The organism is Methanolapillus ohkumae (genome assembly GCF_032594355.1).
In the GTDB taxonomy this organism is placed as follows: domain Archaea; phylum Halobacteriota; class Methanosarcinia; order Methanosarcinales; family Methanosarcinaceae; genus Methanolapillus; species Methanolapillus ohkumae.
On the sequence record NZ_CP131061.1, the window covers coordinates 464,688 to 482,362 of the forward strand.

The 17,675-nt window shown below is 42.7% G+C and carries 10 protein-coding genes; 4 read left to right on the forward strand and 6 right to left on the reverse strand.

The window, feature by feature from the left end:
- Positions 1-51: 51 nt before the first annotated feature.
- From MsAm2_RS01835 to MsAm2_RS01855, 5 genes are all read right to left on the reverse strand, one after another.
- On the reverse strand, positions 52-462 hold the full coding sequence (locus MsAm2_RS01835) for a DUF2149 domain-containing protein (protein ID WP_338098115.1): 411 nt from the start codon (positions 460-462) through the stop codon (positions 52-54).
- Complete coding sequence (locus MsAm2_RS01840; protein ID WP_338098116.1) at positions 459-1,106, reverse strand: MotA/TolQ/ExbB proton channel family protein; 648 nt, start codon at positions 1,104-1,106, stop codon at positions 459-461. Before MsAm2_RS01840 ends, MsAm2_RS01835 begins: the two co-directional genes overlap by 4 nt.
- A gap of 171 nt (positions 1,107-1,277) precedes the next feature.
- Positions 1,278-2,042, reverse strand: coding sequence for a DUF2162 domain-containing protein (locus MsAm2_RS01845; protein ID WP_338098117.1), 765 nt, complete (start codon positions 2,040-2,042; stop codon positions 1,278-1,280).
- A 339-nt stretch (positions 2,043-2,381) separates the two neighbouring features.
- On the reverse strand, positions 2,382-7,748 hold the full coding sequence (locus tag MsAm2_RS01850) for a cobaltochelatase subunit CobN (RefSeq protein ID WP_338098118.1): 5,367 nt from the start codon (positions 7,746-7,748) through the stop codon (positions 2,382-2,384).
- 514 nt (positions 7,749-8,262) lie between these two features.
- Positions 8,263-13,965, reverse strand: a complete 5,703-nt coding sequence (locus tag MsAm2_RS01855; RefSeq protein WP_338098119.1) for a cobaltochelatase subunit CobN — start codon at positions 13,963-13,965, stop codon at positions 8,263-8,265.
- 458 nt (positions 13,966-14,423) lie between these two features.
- On the opposite strand from MsAm2_RS01855, the gene rpl7ae reads away from it, so the two are divergent.
- The 4 genes from rpl7ae to ndk are packed head-to-tail and all read left to right on the forward strand — an operon-like array spanning position 14,424 to position 15,708.
- Positions 14,424-14,789, forward strand: a complete 366-nt coding sequence (gene rpl7ae, locus MsAm2_RS01860) for a 50S ribosomal protein L7Ae (RefSeq protein WP_338098120.1) — start codon at positions 14,424-14,426, stop codon at positions 14,787-14,789.
- A 29-nt stretch (positions 14,790-14,818) separates the two neighbouring features.
- A complete protein-coding gene (locus MsAm2_RS01865) occupies positions 14,819-15,043 on the forward strand; it encodes a 30S ribosomal protein S28e (RefSeq protein ID WP_338098121.1) in 225 nt (74 codons plus the stop codon).
- Positions 15,044-15,057: 14 nt separating this feature from the next.
- Positions 15,058-15,246, forward strand: coding sequence for a 50S ribosomal protein L24e (locus MsAm2_RS01870; RefSeq protein WP_338098122.1), 189 nt, complete (start codon positions 15,058-15,060; stop codon positions 15,244-15,246).
- Between the two features lie 12 nt (positions 15,247-15,258).
- Positions 15,259-15,708: a nucleoside-diphosphate kinase gene (gene ndk / locus MsAm2_RS01875; protein WP_338098123.1), complete on the forward strand. Its 450-nt coding sequence runs from the start codon at positions 15,259-15,261 to the stop codon at positions 15,706-15,708.
- Between the two features lie 182 nt (positions 15,709-15,890).
- Here the strand turns inward: ndk and MsAm2_RS01880 are convergent, their stop codons facing one another.
- On the reverse strand, positions 15,891-17,198 hold the full coding sequence (locus MsAm2_RS01880; protein ID WP_338098124.1) for an ATP-binding protein: 1,308 nt from the start codon (positions 17,196-17,198) through the stop codon (positions 15,891-15,893).
- Between the last annotated feature and the right edge of the window lie 477 nt (positions 17,199-17,675).

Consider the following 17,675-nt stretch of genomic DNA (forward strand, 5'->3'; position numbering starts at 1 on the left):
TCATAAAAAAAAGAAAAGATAATGATGAAAATTTCATCATTATTTAAGATTTTAAGATGCGGACGAATTATTCGCGACGGGGGTTGTCGTGTTGTTTGCCGCCGGCGTTGAATTATTTTCCGGAACGTAAATCACACGACCGTCGTCTAATTTGTAAGCCGTCCCAAGAATCTCTCCAATGCCGCCTCCGATTTGCTTTTCGGCGTTGATCTCCATAATTTCAATGCCTTGGTCGGTTTTCGTGATGATTTGCATGTTATCCTGTCCGGGATTTTTAACAATGGTAACACTATCGTCCGTCAAAATTTCCGTGAGCCCAAACGACATCACGAGTGCCACAAGAAGAGCGACGGAGAAAACCATCGCCACGTCAAAAACGTTTCCGACGCTGGCCATCGGATTTTCCGGTTCATGCTTGGCGAAAGACGCACCACGCCGGCCTCTGCTTGCCCGGCGGCTCATTTCTTTTCCTCCAACACATCGATGAGGTAGTCAATGTCCACCATATCTTGCCAGTACCAGCGGGAACGAACCACCGTGAGGCAGTAGGCGATTCCGGCGGAGAAGAGTCCGACAACCGTCGTCGCGAACGCAATCACAAGGTTTGTCGCCAAGGATTCGATGTCTCCGGTCGTCAGACCGATGAGAGCCGGGCTGAGCGGGATCAGTGTTCCCATGAGACCAAGCATCGGGCCAACGGTGGTGATAATTCTTGTTTTTTCTGTCCGTTTGACCATTTTGACTTCATAATCATCTGCCACTCTTGAAATGGACGTATAGTTTTTGTCTTGAACAAAATCCGCCACTTCTTTGGAAAAAGAAACGACGGTTTGGGTTTGATCGTCCAAATTTCGGAAAATTTCAGCCGCTTTCTCATTTCCATTCGGCTCTTTCATGACTTTAGACAAAGTGTTCAATGTCTTTTCAAAAGCGACCGGATCTCTATGCCGTCTCGTATATTCCGTAATGTATTCACCGGTCAGGATTAAAATAACCAAGACCAACAACATCAACAAAATCATTACCGGGTAAAGAAGTGAATTCGAAAAAATATACATGAGATACGAAATCGTCGAGCCGAAGTCTGTTAAAAAACTAATTTCCATGGGTATCACTTATTGCCTTTTTAAAATCAATATAAAGTCAGACATAAAATATTAAAGTCAGACATAAACTGAAAAATGTTTATTTTTGATTGTTTTTGATTGTTATTATTTAGTTTTTGACTGTTATTGTTTTGTTTTTGATTAGAATTGTTTTTCGGTTATTTTGATATTTCATTTCGGATTGGTTTTATTTTCAGGGGTGAGCGGTGTTTTTTTCTTGGGCGTGCCGCCGTCGGCCATTCGGGTCAAAACCGCTCCGAAAATAATAATCAAGAGCGTTAAGAAGAGGGAGGTAAATTCCACGGATGTGAACGGAACCGCCGGAGCCGAATCCGGTGAACCGGCTGCAATGTATGCCGGAATCATAATGGCGGCTGTCAAATAGAATACACCGATAAAAACCATGACGGAACCGAGTGTGTCCGGCGTTCCGGAAAATTGGAAACCCACCAACTGTGTGATTTTGCCCAAATTTCTCATAAAAAGCGTAGAAAGAATTATGGAGACCGCAAACACGATTCCGACAATGGCGCCGATTAAAACGCCGTCAATGGTGACAACGGTGGAGAGCGCCACACAAGAAACCAAAAGAGCGGCCATACAAACCGGGCAGGGGAAGACCAAAATCAAAAAAGTTTTTTTGGACACGTCGCAGCCGGCATTCCATTTCTTCATGGTGTAAATGCCGCCAAAAACCATGAAAAGCGCCAATGTGATGTGAATGGCGGACGCAAGCGGCGAACTCATAAACGAGGCGACGTCAATCGCGTCCATAAAGTAGCCGGCGACAACCGCAATGATAAAGTAAAGAATGCACAGCCCAAACACGACCGGCCACTTCACTTTTGAGAATCCACAACCAATTCCGGTTTTCAATCCGAATATGAATACACTCGAAAGAATACCAACAACAATCAAAGATGCTAAAGCTTCCATGAGAAAAGAAATAGGGAAGAATGCTATATAAAGAGTGGTTTTTGGGTTATATATATTACTCAACAAGGTATTAGTTGAAAGGTTTTTTTAGATAATAAGAAAAAATGAAAAAATAAGAAATGAATAAAATGATGTGAAAGATCTAAAAAACAAAAATCAGTCCTTCGTTTTTGTTGACTTTTAAAAAAAAATGTGTTGCTATAGCGCGCGGCGGCGGCACGCAAAATAAGAATTAACGCAAAAAATTAAAACAAAACCTTAAAAACAAAAAAAATCAAGAAAACAAAAAGAGGAAAGATTCCTCTCTTGTTTTTTTAAAGTTTTCAAATTAATATTTCATCAAATTCCTTTCCTCTTAAATCCGAAGAAGACGGCACCGATCAAAAGGATGACAATCGCAATCGCGATCATGCTGGACGTTGAAAAAGAAGGGTTGGTGATAAAGTCACGAACCGCCGACGCCGCATTTTGAATCGATGATGTCATTTCATATCCGGAAACCGGAGCTTGGGGGGTTCCCGGGGTGCTTCCATCCGTTCCGTAGCCGCCACCGGTATCCGACCCTTCCGAAGGGTTTTCACCGGAAGCCGCACTTTCCGCCGCAGGTCCGCTTGAAACAGATGCCGTTCCAAATCCGCCGCCGGAGGATGTTGAGGGAGACGGGTTCACCGGCGGTTTGGTTCGCTCGGTTGCGCCTTGGACAATTTTCCAGTACGCTTCCTCTTTGTCCGGATCAACACCCAAAACGGAAAGCTGACCAGCCATGAATTTGTCAAACGACGGATTTCCGCACGTGTGGTGGCAGCAAGCGACGCCATGGTCGATGACGGAATCCATGTATTGCTCAATCAACATTTTTTGCATTTCTTTTAAGGCCTGAACTTGTTTATTGTAAGCTTCCGGATCGGATTCTTTTAAACTTTCATCCGCTTTGAAATAATCTTTTCTCATACTTTCAAGCATCCGGGACGTGAGAGATTGGTAAGCGTACGGATTGTCTTTCATGAACTGGTCCAAGCCTTCGATCTCTAAGGAATTGTTGACGTAAATATCATAAGCTCGTTTCCAATTTTCATAACTGATCAACTCACCATCGCTGGTGACCGCCCATCCAAACATGTTTTCAATGAATTCGGCATACATGGTGGATCCGGAATAACCGGCTTCCATCATGCCCCGAATCCACTCTTCATTCATGTACCGGGATTCCAAATCAATGTTGATGTACTCCTTAAGCGTGTAGATTTTTCCGCCGTTTGTGCGAGCGTTTTGTCCGACATTTTTGGTATCGGCCACAAACATGTCCGGCATTTTGCCGTCATTGCGTGTGTATTTCACCGCCATGTTCAAAGCTCCGAAATACTGGAAGAAATCATCGTTGTCCAAGGTGTCATACAAATTGGATGAGTCGGCATGAACGGTTGCGTCCACGCTTCCGAGAAGCGCTTTAAAGAAATCCGGCGCTTTTTGTCCCCATGTCGAATCATCGCCAAAGACAAAGCCCATGTTTTTGATGTACATATCCACAACCGATTGCGGATCGTCCCAAGAACCGCTGGCGCTTACCAAATTGCCGGTGCCGATTTCATAATTTCCGGGTTCGTTGGCAAAACAGCGGAAATAAGCCAAATCCTCAAATCCGGCCGCAATAAGTTTGTCCGAATTCTTTTTGACATAATTCCATTCATCTGGTTCATTTAAGGTTGCCACCGCTTTGACCCCGACATTGATGAGTTTGAGTTTGTCGCCAAACGCGTCACGCATGCCGGCGGTTGTATAAACAATATCAATTCTCGGCCGGTTCATCGTCACTTCTTTCTTTTGTTTTTCATCATAGAATGTGATTTTCAAATCATTTAGCGAAATGACTTTGACTGATTTCGGATCCACTTTTCCGTTGACATCCCAAACCGGCTCAACCCCCAGCAAGTAAAGCGCGCAGGCTTCAAGAGCGCCCTCATCTCGGATAAATTCAACACCAAACCGGGAGAATGCAATGGTGTCCGGCCACTTTCCATGATCGTTGTAATATTTCGCGATCATTTGGTCCGCCAAAGACTTTCCGACTTCCCAGGCTGGTTTGGTCGGGAATTTGTCCGGGTCGATTCCGTAGAAGTTTTTACCGGTCGGAAGCGCGCTCGGATTCTGAATCGGATCATTTCCGGCGTTGGGCCAAATGTAGCCGCCGGAAAGCGCACGCAATAAACTCGTTGTTTCGGAATCGCCGCAATCTTTTAAATTTTGAGCATAATTCAGCCGGCCGTATCCGGTCAGATAAGAAACAATGCCTTTATTTTGATGGGATTGTGTTTTAAATTCAACAGATAGCGCCTTGTTGATGAGTGCGGCGTCCACTTTGCCTGATCCTTTATTGTCGATACAATATTTTGTCACATTTTCAATGCTCGTATTCAATTTATCCGTCGCCGGAGCTGCGGAATAGAAATAGTAGGCAAAGACGATTTCATCCCGAAGTTCATCCATTACCGTCACCGGATCTCCATTTGCGTCTGTTCGGGTGGTGATGGAATCCCATTTTGAAATGACAACATTTGCATCTGTTTCTCCTTCAAAATACATCGCCGGTCCCAAGATGAAACGAATAACGGACTCGTGGTCTTCATTCGTGTAACTCGACAGAGAATAATAATTTTCTAAAATGTTTTTCATTTCAGCCGCCGTTGACGCGTCCGCAAGCTCAATGACCATCTCATGAATGTGTTCTTCTTCAGAATACGGAATACTGACATATCCGGCGTCTTTGTAATAAGCGTTGTAAATCACATCATCAAATTGGTGTCCCCACATATTGCGAAGCATCGCACCGATTTGATCCTCCGTCGGACTTTGCCCGTAAACATGCATCCCATATGGAAGACTGTTTTCTTTAACGGATTCGACATAATCAAACAAATCTTCTTTGAGGAATTTCGAAAAATCGTCTTGACTCATGCCTTTCAGATATCCCTGAAGCTGTAGGTCTGTCACCTTATTGGGATTATTTTCATTGATTTCACGTTTGTACTTGTCCATACCGATGACGTCGTCGATGCCGGCCGCAAACATTCGTGTGACAATGGCATTTTGACGCTGGGCGTTTGTTCCGGAATCGCCGCCAGCTTGGGAAATGAAATAAGCTTGAATTTCTTTTTCCAGCCACTCCAAATCCGCGTTGGAATCCAAATTCGAACGAATCATTGGCGGTGTCATGTGGTCAATGATGAGCGCATTTCCGCGGTATTCGGCGGTCAGTCCTTCGCCGACGTTTGCGACAATGTAAGGGTAGATGTTTGGAATATCCCCAAGCAAGAGCGGGCTTAAATCATTTTTCGCGTCCATGCCATGAGGCGATCCGGGCAGCCATTCATGCGTCCCATGTGTTCCGAAATTAATAATCGCATCCGGTTTAAACTCATTTTGAAGCCACAGATAGTAGGCCACATATTGGTGTGTCGGCGGAATGTCGCCGCTGTGATAGGAAAAGGCTTTGTCGGTCGCAAGCGCGCGGTCCGGCTGCGGGGTGAGCCACACATTTCCAAATCGGATGGCCGGAATCACAACAAATCGCTTCCCGGTGGTATTGTTTTCCCAAATCATTCCGCTTTGGTCTTTTAAAAGCGGCTTGGAGTAATCCCAAGGCTCTCCCCAGGAATCAATGATTCCTTGCCGGATGGTCGTATTCGTGATGGTGGCATCAAACCACGTTTGGTAAGTTTCGATCGGAACCATCGTTGCACCCCACCAATTTGCGTCATTTGTGTTTCCTTTTTCATCAACCATGGTATTCAAGACACCGGGCGCATACGCGCCGACATTGATTCCCTGGCGGAAAACCAAATCTAAAAGATTTGTTTCATTGAGCGTGGACTCTGTGACGCTGCTTGGCAGATTGTCAAACGAAATCGTATAGCCTTCGTCTTTCATTTGTCTTAAAAGGCCGGGGAATTGTGTGGTTTCACAGCCGGCAAAACTTCTCATGACATTGAGATAGTTGGCGCCGATTCCGTCTTTTCCGGGCGGATAATTGTAGTAAAGAATCGCGATTTTTTTATCGGCGTTGTCTTTTGCTTTTAAATTTGCCCAGGCAATCGCGCGATTGTTGAGCCAATCAATTTGGTCGTCGTAGATGATCGCACCGTCTTTAGATGGACCGCCGATGAGAATGAAATCGCCCATTCCGTCACGGTTTGGGGAAACGGTGGAATATACCAATGAGTCTTTGGAAATTTGACCGTCCGCGGACGCGGTTGTAACCGCTTTTAAAACCGTGACATTGAGTTCATTTAACCATTCCAATCCTTCCTCATAATCATTGTAATTAAAGGAAAAGTCTTTAATGGAAATCGCGGACCTGATGAGAACTTTTCCATTGCTGTCCGCGAAATATTTCATTGTCGGATTGATGGGATTTCCGCTGCCATCATCGGATTCTCTGAATATGTCATACGTTGCGATGACATTGATGTTTTTGGATTCTAAGTCGGCAATGACCGCATTGATAATTGGGAGCCGTCCGTCCGAGAAATATTCTTTGTGGAACCAAAGTCCGACGGTTCGGTTGGAATCATTGTAAACATGGTGCTGCGGATCATATTGTCCCGGAACCGAATAATCGGTCAAATAATTGTCCAGGGTTTCATAAGTTTTGCCTGGCAGATCCGGATGATAAATCCCGTAGGTCGGAGAAGCACTTTTAAGAATCCATTCTTTTGTGAAATGGTCCAACTCCTTGGACCCGTATTCACGTCCGGCTAAAACTAAAATTTGCTCATTTAATTGAACATCAACGGAAAGCGGATGATTTTTATTGTCAATTTCTTCGGCATACTCCGGTCCTAATCCTCCCGTATTGAATATTAAAACAGGTTTTGTTTTGGCGACATTTTCCAGTTTGTAGTTTGAATTTGTAATTTTGTCATCTATTCCTTGACACGATGCTGCAACAATCATATTTAATAGAATTAGATTTTGATTTGCAAAGCCGCCGGAATTTCCGAAATTGACAATGGTTTGGTTTTCAGAACTTTTCCAATAATCCGGCAAAAATGTCACGTCCATAAAAGAAGAATAAGGATTGGCGTAAACCCATTTTTCTTGTCCGGAAAAACCGAGGTAAGCGATTTTAACCGATTTCCAAGCGGTCCAATCATCCGTAATCGCTTTGCATTTGGGGTCAAGGGTGCTTTTCTCTTTGGCCAAGAACATCAAAATGTTTTCGGCATAATCATATTGAAGTTCAACCGGTTCGGCCGAATAACTTGTTTGATCGGCAAACATTTCAAAAAAGATACGAACAGAATCTGCGGAGTATGTTGTGCTTGTTGTGAGTTCAGGCGTGTCTCGAAAATCAAAGGAATCCGGAACGGGTGTGTATCCTTGATAGTCATTCATAAAAGCAATTAATGTGACGCCATTATTATGCGCAGCTTCAAAAAGAGACCAATCCTCCGCCTTAATTCCATAATAGGCCATATCTACAAAAATAAAATCAAAAGTATTCAAATCATAAGGACTTAAATCCGCCGTCGCCGGATAAGCAATTTCAATCGTTTGAATGTTAAAATCATCTTTGTACATCATTTGATCATGCATTGCCGTCGTTATCGCCATGTCAAAGTAGCCGGCATTGCCGATATACAAAACATCAATTTTGTCATCCGACCCGGAAATCAATGTGGATGGTTCTGCCGCAGAAAGCGGAATCATTGAAATCAGCAATAACAGCAATATAAAAATCGTTCCGATTTTTTTTATGTTTATTTTTTGAAACATTTGTCTCCCTCATAAAATAATTAAAACACAAAAAATGATTTTTAAAAAATTTAAAATAAAATTGATTTTTAAAATCTGTTTTAAAAAATTAAGCCTTCTAGTCATGTTTTAAATAAATGAGACTATTTTAAAAACAGACAAGTTTGGAATAGTTTGTTGTCATCCAATAAAAAGGGATTTATTTTGATAAGAACTATAATCCAAATAGGTAAGAAGTAATAAGAGATCGTGAAAAAGAAAGTATCGTTTTATGAAAAACGGGGGAAACAAAATTAAAACAAAAAAATTAAAGCAAGAAATTAAGCAAGAAATTACTACAAAAAAATTAAAGCAAAAAAATTAAAGCAAAAAAGTTAAAAACGAAAGAGAAAATCTCTTTCGTTTGAAACGGGTTTTAATTATAGGAGTTATTTTTTTGAAAAATATAGACTTGTTGCTTATTTTTCAATCAGGCTCCTTTTCTTCTAAATCCGAAGAAAACGGCACCGACCAAGAGAATGACAATCGCAATCGCAACAAAACTGGATGTTGAGAACGTGGGATTGCCCAAGAAATCACGAAGTGCGGCGGTTGCTGAATTGATCGTTGTGGGAATCATCTCATACCCATCCACCGTTCCGGATTTTGCTCCAAGGTCCGTTCCGTAACCGGCACCCGAATCCGCCGGATTCTCAACAGGTTTTTGTTCGGCGCTTTCGCCGCCGGACACGATAGCCATTCCGTAACCTCCGGCGCCGCCGGAATCTTTTTTACCGGACTCCAACGGTTTTATTTCTCGCTCGGTGGCAGTCATCAGCGTATCTAAGAATTGCTTTTGTTTTTCTTCGGAAACTCCGGCCACCGACATTTGCCCTTGGATAAAGCTGTCAAAAAACGGGTTTCCGCAGGTGTGGTGACAGCAAGCGACGCCATGGTCGATGACGGAATCTACATATTGGTTAACCAAGTCGTTGAGGACTTTTTGGTCGGCATTCCAATATTTTCCGTTATCTTTTGTAGCCGCGTCAATCATTCGTGCAATCATAGATTGATAACTGTAAGCATTTGCCGGATCGGTTTTGAGCCATTCTTTATTCTCTCCGGTCAAAAGAGCCTCATAAACTTGATTCCACATTTGATCGGAAATTAAATCCGGCTGCAAAGCTTTCCAACCCCACAGATTTTCAATCATTTTTGCCATTTCACGGGAACCGGCATACCCGTTTTCCCGCATGCCTTCCTGCCATTTCGGATTCAGCGCTCTTGCGGCCAATTCGTTGCTGATGTAAGTCTCAAGATCGGTCATTTTTTCATTCCCCGGCTTTCGAAGATCCATCACGTACGATGCCGGCTCTTTTCCATCCGGTCTTGAATATCTGACCGCCGCGTTTAAGCCGCCCAAATATTGATAGAAATCATCAATATCGGTGACGCCGTAAATCGAGGATGAACGGCTGTGAATCGTAACATCCACCGTCGAAAGACGCTTCTCATAAAGTTTTTCATTATTTATGGAACCCCAGCTTCCGACGCTGTTATAGATAAAGCCCATCCGGGAAATATAATGTTTTGCCAATTGGTCGGCCGAATCCCAAGCATTTGTGGAGCCCACCAAATCAGCCATTCCGGCACCATAAGAGTCAGCCGCCGGCCCGAAAATACGAGACATCGCCTCATCTTTGGAAAAACCATTCTTTCCGTTGTTGTAAATTTTGTCCGTGTTTTCCCGGACATAATTCACGCCATCCGTTTGATTATAGGCGATTCGGACCGCTTTATCCAACATCAAAATTTTATCCGGGAACGTGTCACGGTAAACACCGGAAATTTCCACCACCACATCGATGCGCGGTCTTGTCACCATCGTTCCATTGTTGAGCGTCACTTTTAACTCGCTTGCCGGAATGACATTTTTGTTGGAATTTTCATCCAGCGGCTCAATATTAACACCGCTCCAAGTCGGTTGAATTCCCATCAAATACATAATTTGAGCTTCCAAAACACCGCTTTGGCGGGAAGTTTCCCCTGCCCAAAGAATGAAAGCCATGGTGTTGGGCCATTTATTATTGTTTTTCTCATAATAATCCGCCAGGAATTGATCCGTTAATTTAACGGCAATGTCCCAAGCTTGCGGAGACGGAATCGTTTTAGGGTCAATGGATTGGAAATTACCGCCGGTCGGGAGAACCTGCGGTTTTGCAACCGGGTCGCCGCCGGCTTTGGGTTGAATAAATTCACCGTTTAAAGCCCGCAAAATTTGCGGAATTTCATTGGATATTTTGAGATTTCCGGCATAAATCGAAGCGTTTGTCAAATCCTTCACAAGTTCTGTTTTTTGATCAGAAGTTGCTTGAGGAAGAGAAGAAGAAACCGTTTCACTTGGGCCAACTCCGGAAACAACCGCCTGAATCATGGAATAAGCTGTATTTTCCGTTCCTTTTGCTTCTTTCACCCGGTTGATGTACGCACTTCCAAGCATAGAATAAACCATGCCGTTTAAAGCTTCGCCTTCAAGAGGTTTTCCAAGGACGTGAAGACCATATGGGATGTAAGTCATCCGAATTTCTTCCAACACCTCTTCGGCTTGATCCAAAACATGATTGAACTCCGCATCCGACATTTTTTCCATTTTACTTTTGGTGGTTCCGAATTGCTTGTCCAGACCGAGTTTGACCAGTCCGTCAATGACGGATTGTTTGTATCCGGCTTTAATTGTACCTTCGGAAGATTGATATTGGAAAATATTTTCATTTAATTTTCCGTAATCTGTCGAGCTGTCAATTCCGGCATACACGACAGCCGGTGTCATGTGATCCACAATCACCGCATCTCCACGCCGTTTTGCATTGAGGCCCTCTCCGATTCCATCCACAATGTAGGGATAAATAACCGGAATTCCGCCCACCATCAATGCCGGCCAATCATATCTGGAAAGACCTGTTTCTTTTCCGGGCAGCCATTCCTGGGTGCCGTGCCGTCCCAAATGAATTAAGGCATCCGCGTCAAACCCAAGTTCTTGGGGATTGGTTTGCAAATTGTGTTCATGTTGGAGCCAAAGGTAAAAGGCGATGTACTGATGTGTCGGCGGAATTGTTGTGTTGTGGTACAGAGCTTCAATGCTTGTTTCCGCCGCACGGGAAGGTTGCGGTGTTAAAATAACGCGGCCATCACCTGTTCCGCTTTCATCGCTGACATTGATGTAAGGAATCACAAGATACCCTTCATACACCATGATGTTTCCGGGAGCGGTTCCCCATAATTTTTCGACTTCTTTTAATTTGGATTGGTAAAGGGCTTCCTGAGCGGCAATTCTTTGTGTTTTCTCATCATCGCTTAAGGGGGCGATGGATGCTTCAAACCAGTCTCCTAAAAAGACATCATGGAACCATTCCAAATACAACTCTTTGGAAATCAAAACTGCTTTTCCGGTGTCGTAAATATCTTCGCCGCCGGAAACATCAAAGTCTCCGATCATTTTTTTGAGTTCTCCGGGAGCCCAGTTTCCGATATTAATGCCTTGTGTGGTCATGGAAGTGACCAATGTTTCCGCGTCCGGCGCTTTGGAAGAATTGATGTTATAGCCGGCCGATTCCATTCCGTTAAGCAATGAAATTATGCTTTCCGGGACATTTAAATAAGACGCGCCGATATTTCCTTTGCCGCCGCCGTGGTTGTAATAAATCACCGCCACATTTTTGTCGGCATTTGCCTTTTCCTGAAGGGTAATCTGTCCGAGAACACGGTCTTTGAGCCAAATGATTTGGTCGTTGAGCGGTTTTGTGGAGTTGGTTTCATCCGTCCACATGACCACAATCGGGTCAATAAAACCGTTGAGCTCCTGGTTGACCAAACGGTTGGAAACGGTTGTTCCAAGAGGGTTGGAGGATTTCTCCCATTCTTCCTTTGTCATGTCGACCGCCATGACATTAAAAACCGGAACGTTGAGTTCGGTTGCGTTAAAGTAAGCACTTCCCATGTACCGGAACATCATGATGGCATCCAGTTCTCCTTTGCGGAAATATTTCCCGCCCATCTCATTTCCATCCAGCATGAGGCCATTTTCGCTGAATGTTGCAATGACGTTGACATCCGCTTTTTCAAATTCTTCAATCATTTTGTTAATCGGTTCGATTTTGTCCGGATAATACGCTTTGTAAAAGACGATTCCAACCGTTGGCTTGTTTGAATCGTATTTGTAAGCCATATCTTCTCCATCCCATTTCTTTTCTTTGGACTGATACCAAGTGATGTAATCGTCATAATTTGAAATGAAAAGATTGTCCATGTGCGGATGGTAAATCATTTTATCCGGCAACGTTACCGGTTCTTTGGAGTCCAAATCATACCGGCCGTAAAAATCTTGTAAGACCATATTCACCATGGATTCCAAATTACTTGGCTCAAACGGCGCATTGGACCAATAAGTTCCGATTTTTGTGTCATAAGCCGCCAGATTGGCGGGCGTATCGGAAACGCCGTAAACGGATTTTATTTTATAATCTGTTGTCGGAGAGCGGGCCGTCCGGTTATCATCATAAAGGAAAGCTCCGTTTGTACAGGTCGTTTTAATCGAATCATTGAGCAAACTCCACGTCGTAGACGTGGTAATCATGTGAATGGTAATGACATCCGCATCCTTAATTTGTTTCCGGTATCCGACCGCTGTTTCAGCATTCACCTTTTTGGTTTCGATGAGAATCAATTCGACATTGGATCCGTTCGCATCATATTTTGATTTCAAATCATTAATAATTCCGGCATAACTATGACCGGTAATGATGACGACTTTTCTGGGTGCGCCAAGTAAAGCCGGATCTCCTTGGATTGCAACAACTTTTTTTGTATCTGTATTCATTTCGGTTTTTGCCGTAATTGTAATGTCTGTTCGTCCGATTTTCAAATCAGATGCAGGAATATTGATCGTATATTCATTGTTGGATGGATTGAAATTTTCAATTGTTGTTTTTGCATTGTTTGCGTCCATAAAAGAAACTGAAACAAAATCAGAACCGTAAGCTTTGACTTTTACTTGACTTTTAGAGGTATCATAAGAAGCACTTGTGATAACCGGTCCTTTCAGCAAATAAAGTGTCGCATTATCATTTTTGGATCCGGGATTACTTCTGGAAACAATCCCCGAAATTTTATAAGAACCGCTCAATACCGGAATATCTTCTGATTGAAGCGATTTGAGAAAAGGAACATAAATCGTATCGTAAACCAATTTATTTTCAGCCAAATTTAAATCAATCGGATCATTCGCTTTTTTCATGACGATTTCATTAACAGCTACATCCGAATCCGTAACAATCACTTCTTCAATGACTGTATACGGATTTACACCCATAAAATTTGTAGCAACAATAACGTATTTTCCGGCAGGAATATTTCCAAAAATATAATTTGGGTCATTCTTAGTTGTGCTTTTTGCCATAGCAACAACTTGATACCCCCCGTTTTCAAAAATTATTTTTTGAGAAACCGCATCTGACCCGAATTTTGCTGTAACTACTACATCAGACTGACCGGAAACAATATCATCAGATGTTAGGTCGAGTGTGTAAATGCCGGTGGATTTAATTGGAGTTTTTGTTTTTGTTTTTCCGGCAACATCGACATATGACACCTCTACAGATTCTGCACCGTAAGCTTTGATAATCAATTTACTTTGCACCAAATCATAAACAACATTTGTGATAATCGGACCTTGGATTAAATAAAGTGTCGCATTATCATTTCGAGACCCTGAACTGGTTCTGGAAATAATTCCGGAAATGTTATAAGACCCGCTTGTGGCAGGAAGACTGTCTGCATCTGTTGCACGGATTAAACTGTAGACGTTGTCATAAACAAATTTATTTTCAATATTTGTACCGTCATTTGCCTTTAACATGACAAGTTCGCCAACGGAGACATTGTCGTTTGTAACAGTTACCTCCGCAATCGCCATATAAGGATTTACACTCATCAAATTGTGTGCAACAATTGAATATGTTCCAGCCGGAATGTTATTAAATTGAAAATTCGGGTCATTTTTTGTTGTGCTTTTAGCCATTGCAATTACGGCATATGCTGAAGCGACTCCGTTATCCTCCGCTCCCGCAAATCCCGTCATCGGAATCATCGACATCAACAAAAGCAGCAAAACAAATAAAGTATTGAGTTTTTTCATAAAGTTTCCCTCGTGATTTTTTAACCTATTTAAATATAAACAAAAATATTCAATCCTTATTAAACAAAAAATTTTTCGAATCCATTTTACTTTCATTCAATGATATTGATTCGTTTTTCCACCGATCAACAAATCAACTTAAATTTACCTTAAACAAGAACAAAGAATAAAAGGGTATTTTTTTGGATTATATATCGTATCTAAACAGATAACATATGGAAGAAAAAAGAGAATAAAAATGAGCTGTTTTTTTGCAAATTTTTGCAAAAAATCCCGTAAAAAGGTTTATAAGCTATATTTGCCTCTATGGTCTGTTTTAAACCTCAGACTTGACCAAATAATCATTTTTTTATTTTTGCAAAAAACTGATTCTTATTATTTTTCAAGCGGGTCATAAAACAACTATGAATAATGAAGGCTGAACCGGCTTTGGTTTGGCTTGAAGGAGATTGATTTATATGGCAAAATTCGCTACATTCGAAGCACCAGAAGAACTTCAAAAGATTGCTCTTGAAGCTGTTGAAACAGCTCGGGACAGCGGTAAAATTAAGAAAGGAACCAACGAAGCCACAAAAACAATTGAACGCGGAACCGCGAAACTCGTTGTTATTGCCGAAAACGTGGAACCGGCCGAAATTATCGCGCACTTGGGTCCCCTCTGCGAAGAGAAAGGTGCCGCCTACATTTTTATTAAAGAACAAAAAGAATTGGGTGCCGCTTGCGGTCTTTCCGTCGGTTGCGCGGCTGTCGCAATCGTCGATGCCGGAAAAGCTGCCGATCTTGTCAACGATGTCGCCCAGAAGGTTGCCGCTCTGAAAAACTGATTTTTTAAACCGTCAAGGAGAGAAAAATAATGGCAGACGACAACAATAACGCAAACGGATTTCCGGCCGAAGTGATTGAAATCATCGGAAACACCGGAATGCATGGGGAGGCCAAACAGATCCAATGCAAAATATTGGAAGGCCGCGACAAGGGGCGGGTCATCACAAGAAACTGTGTGGGACCGGTCAGAATCGGCGACATTTTGATGTTGATTGAAACATCACGTGAAGCCAAGAAATTAACAATGAGATAAACCGGTGATTGCAAATGGATCAAAGAAAATGCAGTTTTTGCGGGGCAATGATTGAGCCCGGAACCGGAAGACTTTACGTTAAAAAAGACGGAACCGCGTTTTATTTATGCTCCTCCAAATGCCAAAGCAATTTGGACCTTGGAAGACTTCCGAGAAAAACCATCTGGACCGAAAAAGGCCGTGCCGAACAAAAGAGAAAGTAACGGGGAAGTATCATGGAACAAACGTATGTCATGATTAAACCCGACGGCGTCGCCCGCGGACTCATGGGGGAAATTCTCTCAAGAATCGAAAAGAAAGGACTCAAAATCGCCGCCATGAAGTTGGCCGTGATGGAAGAATCCAAAGCAAAAGAGCACTATGCCGAACACGCCGCCCGTCCGTTTTTCCCGGGGCTGGTCGAGTTCATCACATCCGCGCCATCTCTTTCCCTGATTGTGGAAGGAAAAGACGCGATTAAAATTATGCGTGCTTTAAACGGTGCCACAAAGCCGGCCGAGGCCGCCTTTGGAACAATTCGCGGCGACTTCGCGATGGACACCGGACGAAACATCGTTCACGCGTCCGACTCGCCGGAAGCGGCCGCCCGTGAAATCAAAATCCACTTCGGAAACGATAAGATTTTGAGCTACAAACGGTCGGTGGATGCCTACTTGTACGAATAATTTTAAAAATGTGTTTTAAAAAATAATTTTAAATTTTTAAAAACAATAATTAATCAGCCGAATTTTTCGGCTGGCTTTTCTTTTTTTGAAATTTTACCGGAGAGCTGTTGCTTTTTTGAACCGGCCGGGACATATTTTCAAAAAGAAAGAGGTGGGTGTCATAATCTAAAATGCCGCCGTTGTCATTTTTCCGTCATCTTTCCAACCTTTTCGATCGCCCACAGCGGCAAATTGAGCAACCAACCCTCCCGTTTGTAATCTGCCATGCTGGCGCGGATAGAAAGCTTTGGCTCAAACTTTTCGTGATAGACTTTCAAACTTTTCGCCTGCAAATTTACTTCGGCTTTGACCTCAATCGGAATAACATCACGGCCCGTGTCGATAACAAAATCAATTTCCGCATTCCCCGAATCGTTTGTCCAATAATAAGGTTCCAGGCCTTTGAGCGTCTTAAGCTGCTGCAAAACATATTGCTCGGTCAGTGCTCCTTTAAATTCCTGAAAGAGCGTATTGCCATCAATCAGCGTATCCGGCCTAAGACGCACCATACAGGAAAGAAGACCGACGTCGACGATGAATAACTTAAATGCCTTTAAGTCTTCATAGGCCTTTAACGGCAAGCGGGGGACGCTGATGCGGTGCACCTGATGGATAAGGCCGCAATCAATCAGCCAAAGCATTGCCATTTCATAGTCTTTTGCCCGTGCTCCTTCGCGAATCAGACCATAAATAAATTTCTTGTTTTCTTTCGTCAGCTGCGCCGGAATGTTGTTCCAAAGCATCCGGATGCGCGGCACAACTTCGTTGGGCGCGTGTTTTGAAAAATCTTGTTCATAAGCCGCAAGAATACGCTCTTGGATTTCCCGGACCTCGCCAAAATCCTTGTTTTGTACAAAAGCCTGCACGGCTTCCGGCATGCCGCCCACGTAATAGTAATGCTTCAGCAAATTAATATATTCATGTTTAAAGGTCGTCGCCAAATCAAAGCCGCCCTGTTCAAGAAGTTCGACAAATTGGTCTTTGCCCATCGCTTGCATAAATTCGGTAAAGGAGAGAGGATAAAGGTCTAAAAAATCCACTTTTCCCACCGGAAAAGATGTTCCCGGATGCAGCGCTACCCCTAAAAGGCTGCCCGCACACACAATCGAGTATTGTGGCGCATTTTCGTTGAAATACTTCAGAGAAGTCAATGCGTGCGGAACTTCCTGTATTTCATCAAAAATGAGCAGTGTGTTTTTGGGGTCAATTTTGTGCCCGCAATAGAGCTCAAGTCCGACAATAATGCGTTTCGTATCCAAATCTATTGAGAACAGCTCTTCCATTTGGGAATTATGGTCAAAATTGACATACACCGTCTTTTGAAAAGCAATTTTCCCAAATTCACGCATCAGCCAAGTCTTTCCAACCTGCCGCGCACCTCGAATAATAAGAGGCTTTCTTGTTTTTTCCTGCTTCCACCGGAGAAGTTCAGCCATGGCATCGCGGTACAAAATAATCAACTCACATAATTTTTAAGCTTAAGGATACATGAATGACAGCATGAATGTCAAAAAGTGCATCGACTTTTTGTATTAAGACTACGTTTATTGGATGGACTTTTTGTTATATAAATACATTTATTGGATGGACTTTTTGTATTAAGACCACATTTATTAGATGAACTTTTTATAACAACTTATTTTTGAACAGATTTTTATAACAACTCATTTTTGGACGGACTTTTTATAAACTCATTTTTGGACGGACTTTTTATAAACTCATTTTTGGACGGACTTTTTATAACAACTTATTTTTGGACAGACTTTTTATAAACTCATTTTTGGACGGATTTTTAAAAGCGAACTTCATTTGGATCGGCTTATTGTGATATAAATAAACACCACCTGGACACGTAATTCATAGGATTATATTCGTTTTGTCATAGATTTTTCTAAGAAACATATTTTTATAATGGCGTTCATATTCGT